This window comes from Mucilaginibacter gynuensis (assembly GCF_039541195.1).
Classification (GTDB): domain Bacteria; phylum Bacteroidota; class Bacteroidia; order Sphingobacteriales; family Sphingobacteriaceae; genus Mucilaginibacter; species Mucilaginibacter gynuensis.
On record NZ_BAABFT010000009.1, the window covers coordinates 106,408 to 124,977 of the forward strand.

The 18,570-nt window shown below is 41.7% G+C and carries 20 protein-coding genes; 4 read left to right on the forward strand and 16 right to left on the reverse strand.

The genetic code is table 11. The annotated features are described in order from the left end of the window. Positions 1 to 36 precede the first annotated feature (36 nt). The 3 genes from nusA to ABD894_RS17435 form a co-directional block, all read right to left on the reverse strand. The gene (gene nusA / locus ABD894_RS17425) at positions 37 to 1,272 is read right to left on the reverse strand and encodes a transcription termination factor NusA (RefSeq protein ID WP_345212345.1); all 1,236 of its coding nucleotides are present in this window, start codon (positions 1,270 to 1,272) and stop codon (positions 37 to 39) included. Between the two features lie 4 nt (positions 1,273 to 1,276). Next, positions 1,277 to 1,741, reverse strand: coding sequence for a ribosome assembly cofactor RimP (rimP, locus tag ABD894_RS17430; protein ID WP_345212346.1), 465 nt, complete (start codon positions 1,739 to 1,741; stop codon positions 1,277 to 1,279). A gap of 102 nt (positions 1,742 to 1,843) precedes the next feature. Beyond that, positions 1,844 to 2,263, reverse strand: coding sequence for a hypothetical protein (locus tag ABD894_RS17435; protein WP_345212347.1), 420 nt, complete (start codon positions 2,261 to 2,263; stop codon positions 1,844 to 1,846). A 57-nt stretch (positions 2,264 to 2,320) separates the two neighbouring features. Here ABD894_RS17435 and ABD894_RS17440 point away from each other — a divergent pair, with 57 nt between their 5' ends. Then, entirely contained in the window at positions 2,321 to 2,830 is a 510-nt protein-coding gene (locus ABD894_RS17440) for a GNAT family N-acetyltransferase (RefSeq protein WP_345212348.1), read from the forward strand. 82 nt (positions 2,831 to 2,912) lie between these two features. Next, on the forward strand, positions 2,913 to 3,935 hold the full coding sequence (locus ABD894_RS17445; protein ID WP_345212349.1) for a hypothetical protein: 1,023 nt from the start codon (positions 2,913 to 2,915) through the stop codon (positions 3,933 to 3,935). 79 nt (positions 3,936 to 4,014) lie between these two features. Here ABD894_RS17445 and ABD894_RS17450 read toward each other — a convergent pair whose 3' ends face one another. Then, positions 4,015 to 5,829, reverse strand: coding sequence for an FAD-dependent oxidoreductase (locus tag ABD894_RS17450; RefSeq protein WP_345212350.1), 1,815 nt, complete (start codon positions 5,827 to 5,829; stop codon positions 4,015 to 4,017). Positions 5,830 to 5,895: 66 nt separating this feature from the next. Here ABD894_RS17450 and ABD894_RS17455 point away from each other — a divergent pair, with 66 nt between their 5' ends. After that, on the forward strand, positions 5,896 to 6,432 hold the full coding sequence (locus ABD894_RS17455) for a YfiT family bacillithiol transferase (protein ID WP_345212351.1): 537 nt from the start codon (positions 5,896 to 5,898) through the stop codon (positions 6,430 to 6,432). 106 nt (positions 6,433 to 6,538) lie between these two features. Here ABD894_RS17455 and ABD894_RS17460 read toward each other — a convergent pair whose 3' ends face one another. From ABD894_RS17460 to ABD894_RS17510, 11 genes are all read right to left on the reverse strand, one after another. Beyond that, entirely contained in the window at positions 6,539 to 7,339 is an 801-nt protein-coding gene (locus tag ABD894_RS17460; RefSeq protein ID WP_345212352.1) for a hypothetical protein, read from the reverse strand. A 322-nt stretch (positions 7,340 to 7,661) separates the two neighbouring features. Further along, a complete protein-coding gene (locus tag ABD894_RS17465; RefSeq protein ID WP_345212353.1) occupies positions 7,662 to 8,159 on the reverse strand; it encodes a heavy-metal-associated domain-containing protein in 498 nt (165 codons plus the stop codon). A gap of 84 nt (positions 8,160 to 8,243) precedes the next feature. Next, the gene (locus tag ABD894_RS17470) at positions 8,244 to 8,639 is read right to left on the reverse strand and encodes an HYC_CC_PP family protein (RefSeq protein ID WP_345212354.1); all 396 of its coding nucleotides are present in this window, start codon (positions 8,637 to 8,639) and stop codon (positions 8,244 to 8,246) included. A 128-nt stretch (positions 8,640 to 8,767) separates the two neighbouring features. Then, on the reverse strand, positions 8,768 to 9,451 hold the full coding sequence (locus ABD894_RS17475) for a YiaD family glycine zipper/OmpA-like lipoprotein (RefSeq protein WP_345212355.1): 684 nt from the start codon (positions 9,449 to 9,451) through the stop codon (positions 8,768 to 8,770). A gap of 224 nt (positions 9,452 to 9,675) precedes the next feature. Beyond that, positions 9,676 to 11,004 (reverse strand): sensor histidine kinase, encoded by a 1,329-nt coding sequence (locus ABD894_RS17480; RefSeq protein ID WP_345212356.1) that lies wholly within the window; start codon positions 11,002 to 11,004, stop codon positions 9,676 to 9,678. 4 nt (positions 11,005 to 11,008) lie between these two features. Continuing rightward, positions 11,009 to 11,692, reverse strand: a complete 684-nt coding sequence (locus ABD894_RS17485) for a response regulator transcription factor (protein WP_345212357.1) — start codon at positions 11,690 to 11,692, stop codon at positions 11,009 to 11,011. 5 nt (positions 11,693 to 11,697) lie between these two features. After that, the gene (locus ABD894_RS17490; protein WP_345212358.1) at positions 11,698 to 12,573 is read right to left on the reverse strand and encodes a hypothetical protein; all 876 of its coding nucleotides are present in this window, start codon (positions 12,571 to 12,573) and stop codon (positions 11,698 to 11,700) included. 29 nt (positions 12,574 to 12,602) lie between these two features. Next, complete coding sequence (locus ABD894_RS17495; protein ID WP_345212359.1) at positions 12,603 to 12,941, reverse strand: hypothetical protein; 339 nt, start codon at positions 12,939 to 12,941, stop codon at positions 12,603 to 12,605. A 147-nt stretch (positions 12,942 to 13,088) separates the two neighbouring features. Further along, entirely contained in the window at positions 13,089 to 13,994 is a 906-nt protein-coding gene (locus ABD894_RS17500; RefSeq protein WP_345212360.1) for an FAD:protein FMN transferase, read from the reverse strand. A gap of 200 nt (positions 13,995 to 14,194) precedes the next feature. Continuing rightward, positions 14,195 to 15,268: a peptide chain release factor 1 gene (prfA, locus tag ABD894_RS17505; RefSeq protein ID WP_345212361.1), complete on the reverse strand. Its 1,074-nt coding sequence runs from the start codon at positions 15,266 to 15,268 to the stop codon at positions 14,195 to 14,197. 102 nt (positions 15,269 to 15,370) lie between these two features. After that, complete coding sequence (locus ABD894_RS17510) at positions 15,371 to 16,126, reverse strand: UDP-2,3-diacylglucosamine diphosphatase (protein ID WP_345212460.1); 756 nt, start codon at positions 16,124 to 16,126, stop codon at positions 15,371 to 15,373. Positions 16,127 to 16,503: 377 nt separating this feature from the next. Between ABD894_RS17510 and ABD894_RS17515 the strand changes: the two genes are divergently transcribed. Continuing rightward, on the forward strand, positions 16,504 to 17,070 hold the full coding sequence (locus ABD894_RS17515; RefSeq protein ID WP_345212362.1) for a sce7726 family protein: 567 nt from the start codon (positions 16,504 to 16,506) through the stop codon (positions 17,068 to 17,070). Here the strand turns inward: ABD894_RS17515 and ABD894_RS17520 are convergent. After that, positions 17,059 to 18,129, reverse strand: a complete 1,071-nt coding sequence (locus ABD894_RS17520; RefSeq protein WP_345212363.1) for a beta family protein — start codon at positions 18,127 to 18,129, stop codon at positions 17,059 to 17,061. The genes ABD894_RS17515 and ABD894_RS17520 overlap by 12 nt on opposite strands. Positions 18,130 to 18,570: the final 441 nt, after the last annotated feature.

Below are 18,570 nucleotides of genomic sequence, written 5' to 3' on the forward strand. Positions count from 1 at the left end.
GTGCAAAAATACGATTTTAATTCCGGTTAATCATTTTTATTCAAACTCGGCTTGTAATATTGACATAACTTCTTTGATGGTTTCCTCTTCAAGGTCGGTACGCTTCACCAGCTCACCAATTGTTAAGCCCAGTACAGATTTTGCGGTATCTAAACCAACTCGTTTAAATTCGTCAATAATCCAGCTGTCAATCTCATCTGAAAATTCTTCAATATCCACATCCTCATCCAATTCATCTGCCTCGCGGTAAACATCAATTTCATAACCGGTTAGTTTACCTGCAAGCTTAATATTGTGCCCGCCGCGACCAATGGCCAGTGATACCTGGTCTGGCTTTAAGTATACCGCTGCCGTTTTCTTCTCATCATCTAACTTAATAGACATGATTTTGGCAGGTGATAAAGCACGCTGTATATATAACTGAATATTGTTGGTAAAGTTTATAACATCAATATTTTCGTTCTTTAACTCGCGTACTATACCATGTATACGTGATCCTTTCATACCTACGCAGGCACCTACAGGGTCAATACGGTCGTCGTATGATTCAACCGCAACTTTGGCCCTTTCGCCGGGTTCACGTACAATTTTTTTAATGGTGATTAAGCCATCAAAAATTTCAGGCACTTCCAATTCAAACAAACGTTGTAAAAACTCAGGCGCGGTACGTGATATGATAATTTTAGGATTGCTGTTCAGCATATCCACTTTATGTACCACCGCTTTTACGCTGTCGCCTTTTTTAAAGTAGTCGGCAGGTATTTGCTCGGTTTTAGGTAATAGCAACTCGTTACCTTCATCGTCAAGCACAAGCGTTTCTTTTTTCCAAACCTGGTAAACTTCGCCTGTTACAATTTCACCTACTCTATCTTTATATTTTTTGAATATTTCGTCTTTTTCAAGTTCTAATATCTTAGAAACAAGCGTTTGGCGCGCGGCAAGTATAGCACGGCGACCAAAGCTTTCCAGCGTGATCAGCTCTACATATTCGTCGCCCACTTCAAGGTCGGCATCAAATTTATGCGCTTCTGCCAGTTCTATTTCCAGGTCATCATCCTCACTAAAGCCATCTTCCATAACTGTGCGCGTGCGCCATATTTCAAGGTCACCGTTATCAGTGTTCACAATTACGTCGCAATTCTCATCAGTGCCATATTTTTTCCTGATCATGCTTCTGAAAACATCTTCCAGAACGCTCATCATGGTAGGGCGGTCAATGTTCTTGAAATCTTTAAATTCCTGAAAAGAATCAATTAAATTAATATTGCTCATTTCTTTACTTGAATGATATTATAACTTTTGTTTCTGTTATTTGATCAAAGGGGATGGCGCTTTCAATATTTTCAGCCTTCTTCCCTTTTTCTTTTACTTTTTCTTCAATAGTGATAGTGTTTTCATCAGCCGCTATCAGCTTGCCTTCTCTTTTGGTACCAACGGTGGTTGTAATGGATAATTGCCGCCCAATGTTTTTGTTGTACTGCCTTAAGGTTGTTAATGGTGTATCGATACCGGGTGATGAAACCTCCAGGTTATAGGGTGTTTCTATCACGTTTTCTTCTTCGAGATGAAAGCCTACGTGTTTGCTAATCTGCACGCAATCATCAATTCCGATGCCGTTATCACCATCAACCAGTACTATAAGTTTGCCACCCGGCTGAAATTTTATATCAACCAGGAACAGGTTGGGCTTATCTGCAATTTTCTCCTCAACCAGCTCGGTAACACGTTTTTCAATATTCATTGTCCGTTTTCCGTTTGATTGGTAAAATAAAAGAGGGGGCTAAGGCCCCCTCTTTTTAATTCGACTGCAAATATAATAATTTTTATCTGTTTTTCAAGTGCTTTAGGGCTTAAAAATCAAATCGGTATAAGGGTGTTGGCCGGGTTTGTTTTTGCGGCTCAGCATATCCCAGCTGGTGCCGCCCTCGCTGTAACGGTAAAAGCGTACAAAATAAGTTTGCCCTGTTACAAAGGCTGTATCAGGAGTGAAAAATACCTGGTTTTGCACCAGTTTATATACGCCCGGCTGTGGCGGCTGAAAATCTTTCAGATCAGTATCGGCAGGCATGCGGTAAACCGGTAGGAGGTTTTGCCATTTGTTTACCGTGGTATCACGCTCTATCTCATGTGCCACATCGCCGTTAAGGCTGGTAAACTTTGCCGTTTTATGGTCATTGGTCATGCTTATTTGTATGGTTTGATTGGCCTGTTTTTCGGCACAACCCATGCAGCATAACAATAAAAACAGCGCTATCTTTTTCATGATTTTTACCGCGGCAATTTAGCCAATTAATTATTTTTATACCCATACAACAATAGCATGATATTTACCGGTACCAATTTTATTTTACGTAGATGGCAAACAGATGATGCCGTCGCCTTACAAAAACATGCGGATAACCCCAATATATCGGGTTGCCTGCTTGACAGATTCCCGTATCCTTATTCGCTTACCGACGCGGTAACTTTTATCGGCCTCAAAAAAGATGAAACCCCGATAACCAATTTCCCGATAGTTGTTGACGGAGAAGTAGCCGGTGTGATCGGGCTCGATTTTCGGCAGGATGTATACCGTAAAACACCGCTGTTAGGTTATTGGCTGGCCGAGCAGCACTGGGGTAAAGGCATAATGCCCGAGGCTGTAAAGCTGATAACCGGCTATGCCTTTCAAAATTTGGACATTATTAATATACTGGCCTTTGTGCTGGGCGGCAATCCAAAATCAATGCGGGTACTTGAAAAGGCCGGGTATAAAAAACAGGGCGTCATCAATCAATCGGTAATTAAAAATAATGTGGTGATGGATGAACATGTTTACGCAGGGCGATGAAAATAATTGTTTTATTATTAGCCTTATGTGTTGTTTTTATTTTTTTATTTTTGAAAAAATTGACTTATAATTAACTATTAACATGAAGAAACCTATAGCCTTATTTTTAGCGGCCGGACTGACTATTACTCAATTTACAAATTGTGGTAAAAGTGGAGGGCCTGATGATGGTGGTGGCAGCACAAGTATTGATATTATTGTTAAAGATGCCGACAGTTGGAGTTCGGTAAATACATCATTAAGCAATGTTGGAGGCGCTACTGTTAAATTATACGATAGCCAGCAGGCAGTTACAACTGATAAGCCTGTGTACACCGCCACTGCCGACGACGCGGGGCATGTTGTTATTCCGGTTGAGTATAAAAGCCAGTATTTTATAAAAGCCAGTAAAGGCAACCTAAGTAATATTTATGAGGGTTATGTTATTTTTGGTGTATTTATTAATGCTACCGAGGTTGCCGCTGCAGGTATTCAGCCAACACCTGCCATTGGTTGGCCAAAAGTAGCAGATATTAACGGCGATGGCAGTATCACTGAAGCTGACAAAACCACTGCGGATGTAATAGTGCCTTTGAAAGATAACAGGCTAAAGAAAACTATATATGTAGCTAAGCCGGTTGCCGGGCAAAAAATGGTGACTTTAAGTAATCCTGAATATCCGGTTACTAAAGCCAGTTTGCAGCATCCCGATCAATGTTTTGGCAGTATCGTATCTGATTTTACCTGTCCGGAGAAGTTTTATGATACAGCAAAAGGATTATTATTTGTTGATGACAGCAAAGTATTGCGTTATATAAATGGTGTACTTCTTGTAAAAGGCGTTGGTAATGTTTTTGATATAACAGGTAAAATAAATGCAGGCATAGCAACTGTTGAGGGTAAAACTTTAACATATACCAATATTGTACTAAAAAATGGTGTTGTAACCGGAAAAGTAGCGGCCATAATTGAGCCGGGGAGCTGTTCAGATGAGCCTGATTATAAATTAAGTTATGTGTATGATTTAACTATTGCATTAGGATATACTTCACTAAATAATGTTATTCATGCTGCCGCAGGCAGCCCGTTTACTGAAGGCACTAATCGTACTTCGGTAGCACAATAATTTTTATCGTAATTAAAATAAGCCGGTGCAAATAGTCATTTGCACCGGCTTATTTTTTACAGGATATTTAATAGTACTATTAATTGATCACCCTGCCGGTGATATCAACTTTGCGGGCAAACGGATTTAAAAATTTGTTGGTTAAAGCCGCGAACTCATAGCGGGTTACCGGCCTGTTTACGTCAAAGTCGGTTTTGAATTTGTATTTGGTTTTCCAGGTTTTTTGTAGCGTGGCCTGGAAAGTCTCCGGATCGTTCAGCGTGATCTCGCAGATGAACGATAGCAAGTTACCCAGTGTGAATTTTTCAGCTGTTTTGTTTTTATTGAACCACAAAAAGGTGCGGGTGTAAGTTTCAGTAAGTATGGGCTTTATATCTTCGGTGTTTACCGGGGCATCGGGCCCAAAATAAATTTGCGCGCTGTTGCCGTTCACCTTCTGTATACCTTTTAGTAAACCGGTAACACAAATTTGCTGTATCGAACGGAAATAAGGATCGTCAAACGCCACATCGGCCAGCGGGAATATATAGCCTTTATGATCTAACACCTCGCCCTGAATTATTCTAACGTTTAAGTTTTTTGTATCCGTTTTAAAGAAAGCGAGGTAAGCGGCAGTAGCACCCACGCCTTGCCCTAAAGTCATTTGAACGGCCGGGTCGGCGGTAGATGCATTTACAAGGTGCGTTACTGATAGTGCTTTTTCGGTTAGCAACAGGTTGCTTTGGTTAGCCGCCACTATAGCACCCAAAGGTATAGTATAAGCCGGGAGCGGGGGATAATTAACTATTGCTCCGTTTGCGCCATAGGCCTGTGTTTGCAGTGCATCAGCAACTGCTATCGCGGTGCGGTATAATTTTGTTGGTCTGTCATACGGGGTATAAATATCGCTAAGTGTTAGCTGGATAATGCCCTTCGCCTTTTTATACTCACGAATAATAGGCATATATGGCAGGTGATCGGCAGTTAGGTATTCTTCCAAACTCATATTTTTGTAACCCAGCACTGTTTGCAGATAATAAACCATGCCTAAGGTATGCAGCCTTGCTTTGGCAAAAGTAGCGGCTCGGTTTTCGGGTTTCAGCGCATCTGCCGTTACCGGGTATTGGTTGGCGCAGCAGTTAAGCAGGTATTTATCGTTCAGTATCTTGCTATCGTTCAAAAGCTTTTTTATATCGATGCCTTTTAAGCAGCTGTATGTTTCGGGGTTATAGCCTTCGGGTTTTTTGATGGTTCTGTCGGCGGCCCGGCCGTTATCTTTCAGTATAGCTAAAAAGCTGATGTTCTGTATTTGGTCTGTTGCGGTTTCGGGCGCTAAGCTTTCACCCGTCGCAGCGCGACTATCAGTTCCTGTACTAAAAACAGCGCCGGCCATAGTGGCAACGTCGGCGGTTTCGGTACCATCTATCAGTACGCGGGCTTTTATGGTTACCGGTTTATTGTCAACCGTAATTTCAACCTCCCAGCCTGTACCATCTTTTTTTACAGAGGTAAACGGCGTGTTTAGTTTTACGGTAAGGCGCTTTACGGTATCGGTGATCTTTTTCAGGATAGCCGCGCCGGTGTATGGCTCAAAGCGGAGTACAGCGTTTTGAGTAGTATCATAACCCGGTGTTTTTTTATAAAAATTAACCACATGCTTGCGAAACTCGGCCCAGATGCCGGTTTTAACATTACGATTGGCATCCAGTATGCAAAAGCCTCCACTGGTCATGCTGCCGCCAAGCCATGGGCCTTGCTCTACCAGCATGGTTTTCAGGTTGCTTCGCGAACTTTGTATGGCTGCCGCCACGCCCGCCGCGCCGCCGCCAATAACCAGTACATCGGTTTTAATGGTTTCGGCATAACTGATAGTACATTGTAGAAGGAAACACAGCAGGAGTAACTTTTTTATCATCAGGTTTTAATAATAGATACAAAACGCTAAATTGCTTAAAAGCTTACTTAACCACAAAATATATTTATGGCACTTACCGACGAGCAAATGCGCTACCCCATAGGGAAATTTAGCCCGCCTGCATCTTATACCGTTGATGATATACGCAAATGGACCAATGATATCCGTATGCTGCCCGGCCTGCTGCGCCAGGCGGTTATCGGCCTTAGCGAAGACGAACTGAACACCCCATACCGCACCGGCGGCTGGACATTGCGCCAGGTTGTACACCATGTTGCCGACAGCCACATGAATAGTATCACCCGTATAAAGCTTGCCCTTACCGAAGATAACCCCACCATAAAACCGTACGAGGAAGCCTATTGGGCATTACAACCCGACTATCGCCTCGCCGTTGAGCCATCCCTGAAAATGCTGGAAGGCATCCATCAGCGCATGATAGCCCTCTTTGAAAGCTTTACCGAAAATGAATGGGAACGCACCTTTATTCACCCCGAAACCGGCGCGAGCAACTCACTCAAAAAAACGCTGGCCACCTATTCATGGCATGGCCGGCACCATTTAGCACACATAACGGAAACGAAGAAAAAGTTTACCCCCTAACCCCCTGAAGGGGGAATAAGTAAATCGCTTAAAAGGGGAAGCGCCATCTTGTTGGCGCTTCCCCTTTTAACTTATATATTAATTCCCCCTTCAGGGGGCGAGGGGGTTACAGCCCGAAAATATTATACTCCAGCCTAACCAGGTACATATTCTTGCTGTTTCTTTCCATGCTGTTGTATATAGGTGTACGGTACGATAGATCGACCCGGAAGATGCTGTTAAAGATGAACTGTACCGATGGGGCTACATCCAGGTAGCTTTGGCCGTAACCGGGATTGTTTTTTCCCAGCAGCTCAACATAAAGGTTGACGTTAGTTTGGTCGTAATCCTTATACGTTTTGGGCAGCAGCAGGTAACCGGCAGATAGGGTGTAACCAATACTGTTCACCGCGTTTGCCTGTGGCAGGTGATAATTACCCCGGTTATCAAATGCCCGTAAATAACTCGCAGAACCCGATATGGCCAGTTTGTGCAATAATTGAGTGAACACCAACCCGGTTTGTATGCCGGTATTATCACCTTCGAGCGAAATTTCCTGGTTAACAATGGGGTTATTAATGGTAGATGCTTTGGCAAAAATGGCCCCGCGAAAATGCCGTTGAACGGTATCTACCGACAGGAAACGGTATTTGGCATAAACGCTGCCACCTTCTAAACGCTGCTTGCTTTGATAATAATCAGAAACATAAGCGGAGCCATGTACCATCAAACTTTTGCTGGCGCCGTACATTACTTCGAGGGTAGTGCGATTTTTATAATCGGGTTTAAAAAAGCCCTGGTTCTCTAACCGTATACCTAAGGATCGTGTGGCCATATTGCTGGCCGGTTCAGTATTAACATAAAGTTCCTGCGCATGCAGGATATGGGTTAGCAGCATTAACAGGCTTGCTAATAGTATTTTTTTCATGAGGGATGGTAACCAGTTATGGATAGCTCCTTACGGAGCATTAAAAAATGTAAATAAGCATCTACAAATCGGTAGTCACTATGGGAAAATGTCAATCGGTTAAAAATCCACTATAATTACTCATCCGGTCTTAGCTTCGCTCGACCACCTTCTCTGCTGCGCAAAGAAGGATTTTTGATTTTTTCAACCCTCTTTGTGCTTGCGCAGAGAGGGTCGACCAGCGAAGCGTAGTCGGGGTGAGTTAATTAAAGCGAATCTCCAACCTAACAACATGACCCACCGGAACAAACCGATAAATAATGCAGATAAATTGCGTGCTTCTTTATATAACCACGCAATACACCTTTTTACCATCGCCCATGGCGGGTTTATGGCCCATGTATTTTTTGGCGACTGCGGTTGATGCAAGGCCTTTGTCAACAAACGTAATAGCTACCGGGCCATTAAGCTGTTTGTTATCGGCATTAACAAAATGGAAGTGATTGCCCGAATAATTGAACATGTTATCGCTAACCTGGGTGTTGGCAAAGTTGAATGTCGCTTTTAGGGTATTTACCGCGAAACCGGCATTTTCTACCTTTTTGCTGAGCATATCAAAGTTTACAGGGGCATCCTTTTTAAAGGTGATCACAAAGATATTGCGGTTAAGGTCGGGTTTAATATCGCTGATGAAATCGAGCGAACGCAGGGCTTTTTCGGTAGCCCTTGAACACATGGAGCAGGTAAGGCCGCTAACTTGTAATTCGGCTTTGGTGAATTGTGCGTTGGCCACGCCAACAGAGATAGCCATAATGGCTAAAAATATTTTTAGGGTTTTCATTATCAGTAAAAATTTAAATGGAATAAATAGTTAAGCGCATGGCATTAACCACGCAAATAATTTTGAGCCAATAAAAATTACTGATCAGATACGGAGATTGCAGTTCTTGATGAATACAGGGACTTTTGCTGCTTTGTCGGGCGGGGGAGGGCCACGGTCAAACAGTTTTTGTGATAATGCCTTTTGCGATGAGAGGATGAAGTCTTCAAACGGCAGGGCAGGCATATCGAACGAGAAAAGCTTGGCAAAGATGGAGGTCGATTTTTCGGCCTGGTGTACATCTTTTACTTTAACATCTATCTGCTTATCCTGGCAGCATTTCATTTTGCTTTTGGCCTCGGTGGGGCCGCATTTTTTGGCAGGCAGATCTATCTTTACAGATGCTATCTTTTTACCGCAATAATGCAAATTCAGGGCAAAGCCGGGTACTGTAGCAATGTACAGCAGCAGCAATAGTATGATCCCCGATTTTTTGAGCATGTACAAATTTACTATTATAATAGTTTATAGCAAGTTATTTAACATTTAAATGCAGGTTGTTATATAACAAAAAAGCCCTTGCCAAAATGGCAAAGGCTTCACAATTAACAATGTATTGATTAAAAAGATTATTGACCTGATTGTGTTTTAGCTTCTTGTTTCAAAGCGTCGTTAGCCACAATTACAATCTCTACCCTGCGGTTCTGAGCACGGCCTTCAACTGTTTTGTTATCGCCGATAGGCTCGCCCTCGCCTTTACCTACAGTGCTTAAGCGTGAGCCCTCAACACCGTTTGATGTAATGTATGATTTTACAGCTTGAGCCCTTCTAACTGAAAGATCCATGTTATGGCTGTCAGAACCGGTATCATCAGTATGACCGATGACAGAGATATTGGTTTGCGGGTTGTTTTTTAATGAGGTAGCTAAGTTTTGCAGGTTAGTTTGCGCAGCCGATTTTAAAGCTGTTTTATCTACATCGAACAAAATACCCGAATCAAATTTTACAATGATACCTTCACCTTCGCGGGTTACGGTAGCGCCCGGTACAGTTTGTTTAATTTCTGCAGCTTGCCTGTCCATTTTACGACCGATAAAAGCACCGGCTGTACCACCCACGGCACCACCAATTACGGCACCCAAAGCAGTGTTACCTGCCGCTTTACCTATAAATGCACCTAAAGTACCACCGGCACCTGCACCAATGGCCGCGCCTTTTTGAGTTTTGGTCAAAGAATCGCATCCCGAAAAAATTACGCCTAATGACGCTAATGCAATGCTATACGTAGCTATTTTCAATCTTAGAGTTTTCATAACGATATATGTATCTGATCTGGTTATTTATACTACTACATTGACAAAGCCAATGCCAAAAAGGTTTAAAAGTCTGTTCAGTATTTATTTTAGGGTATTAAATACTATCACTTCATTTTTTTAATATTTACGATAAACTTTTAAGAGCCCAATGCCTGACAAATTAGCCGTAGCTGAAATTGTGGCTATATTTTAGTACAACATATTAGTTTCAGTGCTTCTTTTTAATGCGCCACTAAATTGCGCGGGATGATCAATTTGAATACACTGCCTTCGTTTTTTACAGACGTTACCTCGATCTTTATCTGGTGAAAATCGGCTATGGAACGTACAATGGGCAGGCCCAGGCCAAAACTATCCTGCTGTAACGATTGCTTGAGCTTTTTAAAGCGGTTAAATATATATGGCAGGTCCTCCTCACTTATGCCTATACCGGTATCGGTAATGTTAATGCTTAGGCCTTTGTTGTCCATAGTTCCGTTGATGGTGATGCTGCCACCTTCGTGGTTATACTTGATGGCGTTATTAATCAGGTTGAAAAAAAGGTTGAACAGCAAGAATTTGTTAATATGATAAAGCACCCAATTATCGGGCACATCAATATTCAGCTGCACATTCTTTTGTTCGAGGCGGATGGAGATCTCTTCATAAACCTCTACCAGCAAATCTTTAACCGGGATGGTATCTTCCTTAATAAACTGCTCATTCTCAATTTGCGATATCAGCAGGAGCGTTTTGGTGATGCTCTTTAAACGGTTAAGGATCTTTTGCATCTCCAGCAGGCGCACTTTCATGTCGTCGGCAATGCCTTCCTCATCTACCATATTCTCAATTTTTGATTGCAGTATGGAGATCGGCGTCATCAACTCGTGCGAGGCATTGCTGATAAATTCGCGCTCTTTCTGAAATTTATCGGCAAGGGTTTCAATCATGCGGTGGATGCTGATATCGAGGTGCTGAAAATCGGCCGTAGTAGTCCTGATCTTTCGGTACGAACCAAAGGACGGGAATTTAGTGCCCACCAGTTTGGTTTTAATAATGAGCCGTAAAGGGCGCAGCACATAGTTGGAATATAGCTGATCTGCCAAAATGGTCAGCAAGATCATGCTCACCAACACCTGGAAAGCGATGTTTTGTAACGGGCCACTGGTATCGTCGAGCGTGTCCACGCTTTTACCAACTTCTAGCAGGTAGTTCTTTTTATTTACATGGAAAGTGTGGCTTAAAATGCGGTATTGTATGGTATCGCCCTCCACAATACGGCGTTCGTTTTGTATGGTGTCCATCCGCTGGTCGGGGGCAACTTCATCCAAACTGATGTATTCTTCTTTTAAAAGGGTATAGCTGCCGTAGCTTTCGCCATCGGTAATGTAGTTGCCGATGCCAAGGGTGTTTACAATTTGTAATACCTTTTCTTTTTGTTTGATCAGCTTACTATCGGTATAGTTAATGTTGATCTTGGTGATGAGGGTGGGCAGCAACGCAACAAAGAACACCACTATTACCAGTTTTGATATGGTATTAAACAGGGTGAGTTTGGTGTTCAGCTTCAAGGCGCTACTGGTTTACGGTGATCTTATAACCCAGGCCCCGCACGGTTTCGAGCCAGTTGGGCGGGGCAAAGGCATTTAATTTTTTGCGGATATTTTTGATATGCGCGTCAATATAATTAGAGTCGTAATCATCATTAACCACGCTGCCCCAAATATGTTCGCTTAACTGGTTACGGGTTAGAGTGCGGTTTTTATGCAGAATAAGGTACGCGATCAGGTCGAACTCCTTTTTGGTAATGGTGCTGATGGGCGCGTTGTCATAGCTGATCACACGTTCGGTAAGGTTGATCAAAAAATCGCCCAGCGAAACAATATTATGCTTAATACCGAACTTGCGGCGGGTAATGGCCTGCATACGGCTTTGCAGTTCAAGCAGCGAAAATGGCTTTGGCAGGTAATCGTCAGCGCCCAGATCAAGCCCTGTAATACGGTCGCTGATCTCGGCACGGGCAGTAAGGATAATGCAGGCTGCTTCGGGGTTATTTGTTTTGGCCTCTTTCAGCAGATTCAGCCCCTCATAATCAGGCAAACCAAGATCGAGCAGGATGAAATCGTACAGGTTTACCGCTATCTTTTCAGATGCCGATGCCCCGGTATGGCATATCTCGCAGATATAATTATAATTGGTCAGGAATATTTCGAGCTCCCTGGCCAGTGCTTTTTCATCCTCTACTATCAATACATTCATCAGCCCTAATAAAACAAATAATAAAAAGTTAAATTAAAAAATGATGCGTGTTTATTCATCAGCATGTTTTCCACATTAACGGGTATTGAGTAGCGGTAGGCGGCCTCAATGGTATAATGCGGCATATTGTAAGCTATAGGCACTTTTATATAATAGTTAAGCACCGCGAAACGGCCGTTGTCCTGGTCTTTAGGCGGGCCTTTGGTGCCGTATATGCTTGCTAGGTTGAGCCTGTAAAACCTGTCGTTCGAGTATTTATCTACAAAGTTTTGCGTACCGAAAATTACGTTGAACGATGGGTTGATGGTGAGGTAATCGTTATCGCTGAAAATGCTCCAATCGGGCTCAATCATTTTCGACTGGCTAAGTGTAAGAAAAAAATCATGCGATTTACCGAACAGGAAATCGGCCACTACGCTGGTTTTGGCAAACTTCCAATCGTACGAGTTTTTAAAGTTGATATCGTTTGATGCCGACGATTTAATGATACGCGCCGAATTATTGAAGATAAAGCGGGTATAACTGATAGAGCCCGAAAACTTTTTATTGAACTTATAAAAGTATCCGCCACCCAGGTCAATTTCATCAAACAGCGGATCGTAACCTAAAACCTTAAGCCCCGAACCGTAAATAAACAAGCCCGACTTATCATTATAAATAACATCGGTAGTTATAAAAGGGTATTTAACCGGGCCGGTACGACCAAAAAATATAGCATCGTTACCATAGCTTACCCCAACAGATATTGATTTTTTGCGGATGATGGTATCGCTGTCGGCAGCAAAACGTACGGTATTTTTTAGAAAAAGCGATGGCTCGGCTGCGGCGTTAGCTGCAACGGTAAAGGTTGTTAATAAGAGTAATAGGCCAAGATGCTTCATCTGTAAAAAAAATGGTTCTGTAATAATTATCAACCTCCGTTACGCCTGATAATTTCTGGCGGACGCTCCATACCATCCGGGCGGCGTTCGCGTTTCTTCTTCTTATCTTCAGTATCGTCATCAACCTTTTCGGGCTTTGTTTGCCGCTTAGCTTTAGCTATCTCCTTAATTTGGTTCTTCTCGTCTTCTTCGCGTTGCTTTTTGGTCTTTTTGTTGATGATTGTATCGCCCCTAAGTTGCTGAGTAAAAAGCAAACGTATGTTATATTCATGTAAAAATGAATGTTTGCTGCCATTTTTAATTTCAGCAATCGATAAACATGGCAGTAATACCAGTAACAGTATAATATACGTAAACCACTTTATCATTCAGGAGGGAGGGAGTATAATTATTTCAAATATCGTTTAAGTTATGATAAAATCAACGACTGATGAGGTTATTTTATGATTAACCGCCATAAGTAATTTACCTATGGCGGTTAAGTATTTGTAACGCTTATTTTAAAGCGGAGTAAACTATTTGCTTACGCTTACACCTTTTGAGGTATAAACGCGGTTATGATCGTCAATGATGATGCAAGCCAGCTGGTTTAACTGGTTAATAAGGTACATGCCTGCATTAATGCCAATGCTTAAAACAGGAGTTGCCATAGCATCTGATAGTTCGGCAGTTGGGCTAATGATGCTTACGCTTTTTATAGCGCTCACTTCAAAGCCGTTTTTAGGGTCGATAGCGCCGGGGATACGTTTGCTGTCAATAACAGCATATTTATCGGTATTTACCGAAGTAGCCACGGCCATGTTGCTGATCTCGATATCGGCATAAGGGCGACCTTCCTGTTCAGGATCGGCAGTGCCTATTGTCCATGGTTCGTTATCCGGCTGTAAGCCCCAGGTAAGTAAATCGCCGCCCGCGTTGATAACGCCGCCGCTAACACCCTGCATTTGCAACATTACCTTAGCCTTATCGGCCGCGTAACCTTTGCTTGTAGCCGCGAAGCTGATGCGCATACCTTGCTGTGTTAAAAACACGGTTTGTTTAGCGGCATCAAGCACAATGCTTTTATAGTTAACCGGGCGGGCAGGTTTATCGCTTGTTGAATAAGTAATATCGAACGCGCCGTAAGTAAGTTCAGATATTTCAACAGCACGTTGCACCAGCCTGAAAATTTCGGCATTAACTTTTACAGGTTCAACACCCGCGTTACGGTTAATAAGGTTGATATTGCTATCGTCGCCAAAAGTACTCAGCAGTTTTTCAACGCGGTTAATTTCTCTGATAGCGCTTTCAATATGCTCAGCAGCCCAAGCAGGGTTGCTGCCTACTATACTTATTTCGAAATTATTACCCATTAACATGGCAGTATGCCTGTAAACGGTTAAGTTATTATGGTTATTTACTAATGTTTTTATTGCCAGCATTTTCAGATAAATTAAGATGTACTTAAAAAACTGTGGCGGTTTGTGCCGGGTTATTCACCCTGTAAAAAGCACTTTGCTGCCATTATCTGAAAACGAAGGTAGCCGGGCTTTATGAAATTAAAATGAAAAGCCCTTTTAAGTTAATAAAAGGGCTCCTGTTGAAATATTGTGAGAATATTTTGACAAATAATGCGATAGTATTAAGCTACCGTGCCTTCTTTTAATTTTTCGGCATTTTCTGCAAACTGTAACGATTCCAGTATATCCTGTATACCTCCGTTCATTACTTCGGGTAAATTGTAAATGGTTAAGCCTATGCGGTGCTCGGTTAAACGGCCCTGCGGATAGTTATAGGTACGCACCTTGGCCGACCTGTCGCCGGTAGAAACCATGGTTTTACGTTTTTTAGAGGTTTCTTCAAGGTGCTTTTGCAGCTCCATTTCGTAAACCCGTGAACGTAATACCTGTAAAGCCTTATCGTAGTTCTTCAATTGCGATTTCTGATCCTGGCACTGCGCCACTATACCGGTAGGTAAGTGCGTTAACCTAACCGCCGAGTAGGTAGTATTTACCGACTGGCCACCCGGTCCCGACGCGCAGAACAGATCTTTACGGATATCGCTTACATGCAGTTCTATATCGAACTCATCGACCTCGGGCAGTACCACTACCGACGCGGCAGATGTATGTACACGGCCCTGGGTTTCAGTATCGGGCACGCGTTGTACACGGTGCACGCCCGATTCAAATTTCAGCGTACCGTAAGCATCCTCGGCCAGTACGTTAAACACGATCTCTTTGTAACCGCCCGATGTACCTTCGGTATAGTCAACCAGTTCGGTTTTCCAGCCGCGTTTTTCGCAGTAGCGCATGTACATACGGTAAAGGTCGCCTGCAAAAATGGCAGCCTCATCACCACCTGTACCACCACGAATTTCCACCAACGCGTTTTTAGCATCTTCCGGATCTTTCGGGATCAGCATCAGGCGGATCTTTTCTTCCATCTCATCCTGCTGGGTAAGCAACAGGTCAAGCTCTTCCTTAGCCATTTCGCGGAACTCCTGGTCTTTTTCAGTAGCCAGTATATCCTTATTGGTATCTATATTGCTCATAATGTTGCGGTATATGTTATACTCATCAACAATTTTGGCAAGGTCTTTATATTCTTTGTTCAACTGGGCAAAACGCTTCATGTCGGCCATGGCATCCGGGCTGCTTAGCTCACCTTCAACAGTTTTCCAGCGTTGATTTATTGCTTCTAATTTATCTAACATAGTATTATTCAGTTAATACGGAGCAAAAAGCCTGCCGTAAAAAGTGCACAAAAGTACGGAATTTTCGGGGAATATTTATGGTGTTATAAAGGCCGGCGACAGCTAAGTTAAATCGGGCTTCTCAAAGTATTGCAGCCGCGCTTCGGTACCGTCAAAAACTACATAACTGTTAAAGTTGAACCACTCGCCCAGGTTAATGTATTGGGCGTTATTATCCAGGTTGATCACTACCGGCCGATGATGGTGGCCGAAGATAAAATAATCGTAATGGGTTGTTTTAAGCAAATCGTTGGCAAAGGTTACCGCCCCGCTGTGTACATGGGTATAATCTTTTTTAAGATTACCATCCCTGCTATGCTGCGACCATCCTCCCGCTATGCCTATCCCTAAATTAGGGTGCAGCCTTGCAAAAAGCCACTGGCAAAGCGGACTGCGGAATACTTTTTTCAGTAGCTTATACATGTCATCGCCGGGGCCAACGCCATCGCCATGGTGCAGGTAGAATTTTTTGCCGCCGCGTTCAATCACCAGTTCGTTGCTGATAATGGTTGCGCCCAGCTCTTTGGTAAAGTAATCGAACATCCACATATCGTGGTTGCCTTTAAAAAAGTAGATCTTTACGCCTAAGTCGGCCAGTTCGGCCAGTTTACCCAAAAAGCGGATGTAGCCCCTGGGTACTACCGTTTTATACTCGAACCAAAACTCAAACACATCGCCCATCAAAAAAAGTTCGGCAGCATCATGCTTAATACTATCGAACCAGCGCACCAAACGGGCCTCCCGCTCGCGACTGGAGCTAAAGCTATTGGTACCCAAATGAAAATCAGAAGCGAAGTATAGTTTGTTGCGGGTTAACATGCCCGGCAAAAGTACGATGTTATGGTGAAAGGGCAAAGGGCAAAGGGGAGTTTTGAGGTGAAAGCTGAAAGGGTAAAGCTGAAAGGTGTAAGTGATTAGCGGCTTTCTCAAATCCCCTCCTTGGAGGGGGCGCGTAGGCCGGTGTGCGAAGGCAGGGGTGGGTTTATGCGCCCGGTTCTTATTTTGAAAATCACTGTCCCGTGTTTTTTTTGAAACGATAGCCCCGCTATCCGCTTATACGGCACAGGCATTAGGCGCGAGGCCGGTATTCGCTGCTATCGGGTTTAGGGGTGGGATGATTATACAATTTTACAGTTGAGTTTTGGGTAGTAGATTATATACTAAAAAACTTTGTAGGTTTGCAAAAAATAATATTTATGAAGGATATTGATATTCGACAGAAATTAAAAGATTCTAAACTAATTCATTTTGCTAACGATGGTAGCTCTAAAATTGTTGATGAATTTAGTTTTCCTTCAACTAAATCGAGAATTGATGTTGCTGTAATAAATTGCAGTTTGCATGGATATGAAATAAAAAGCGCCTCTGACACTTTACGACGCTTGCCAAATCAATTGTTAGGGTATTCTAAAATTTTAGATTATCTACATGTTGTTACTGAGCCCAAGTATGTGACACAATTGGAAAAAATAATTCCAGAATGGGTTGGTTTAATAGTATGTCAAGAAACTAATGGCGAAATAATATTTTCGGATATAAAATTGGCAAAAGCAAATTTGAATAAAGAGGCTTTTCATATTGCGAAATTACTTTGGCGTGAAGAATTACTTGGAGTTCTAAAAGAAAACAATATTAAACATATAAAGAAACACCGAAACTGGCTCCTTTGTGAGACACTTGCTAATAATCTTGAACTTGAACTTATTTCAGAGATAGTTCGAAATAAGCTCAAGTCAAGAGTTGATTGGAAATTAGTTAAGTAAGGAAACTATTTTTTCAATATGCCTTGCTGTACTTATTTTAACCCAACTTTCGGGATTGCCAGACGTAATGAGTTTTTTAGCACAATCATTAATTAGACGATCTGCTTCGCTGAATATTACTCCATCATAGTTAGGATTTCTGATTAATTGGGCACATTTATCATGATATTGCCCCATTCCATCTGGATGATTACCAGGTAAAATTCCTCTGAAAATCACAAAATCGTTTTCGCCTGTATATCTAATACTTGACGAGCCTGGAAAACTTTGTGTTGTATCTTCATAAATAGGGTGACGTGTTGCGTAATCTCCGTATGATATTGTGGTAGTTACATTATCATCACATGTTAAATTTTTCCAAATAATCCATTCTTGCCTTGCCATGTTTTTAATGGAATCAGTTGGTATACTACTTAAATCCTTTATAAAAGAACCACAAGCTACAATAACATTTAAATACTCATTTTTTTCAATTGATTTTAGAATCGTAGATATTGATGAAACTGTTGAAATAACATTATCTTCATCTACGTAACTGTAGTCTATAATTAGACTGATGTCATCTTCATTGTAGGTAAATAAATTTTTAATTCTATTAATATCGCCTTGGGGATTTTTTATAATAGGATGATCATTATTAATCCTTATGGCTATTGGGGTAGCACCATTAATCAATTTCCTAAAATATTCTAATGTGTCGTTAGAATATTTTATTCTTAACACGGGAATAACATTGACGCCACTTGAAGCTAATGAATTGTATATTTCTTTGAACTCACGAAACCCATTGCTGCTATGTGTAAGTAGGATATATGGGTCTATTAGAATTTTATTTCCTTCAAACGACCAATTTTCAATAATGTATTTTTTTACATTATTTCCACTGTTTGGTATAAGCTCAATAATTGGAATAGTCGAAGTTTTAGTTTCTAAAGATAATAGTTCTAAGGATTTCAATTCACCTCTCTTAGCTTTAAGTATAGGATAATACGATGTAGAAACATTTGCAACCTCAATAGCTAATTTATTTAATTCACTTTTTTGTTGATTTAATCTCATGGATTTTAATTTTTTTGTCTTATTTAATTCAGTAAATCATTGATTTGTAAGGTTTAAACAGATAAAAAATTAAAAAATTTGTATTCTTGTTTTTTTTTATACTTTTGTCGCGTCTCCGTCAAGACATTCTGTTTAAAAATAGGGTAACCAGCCCCATGAGATGTTTTAAGTCAATTAAAACATTTTTTAGGTTTATATGTATATTGGGCTTAGCAAGTGCCAAACATTATGCCATTTGCCTGATTTAGTGACACTAAAATTCGTTAATTCACTTTTAGGATAATTCGAAAAATACTAATTTAAATTATTGCCTATTACTTGATTCGCTGTCCTTTTGTCAGTGGCTGTACATAGATTTAGGTGCGTTTTTGGCAGTCGATTTGTCATGTGATTGCAAACGAAAGAGTCTTTCAGCTTTTGCGAAACAGCACAACCACAACA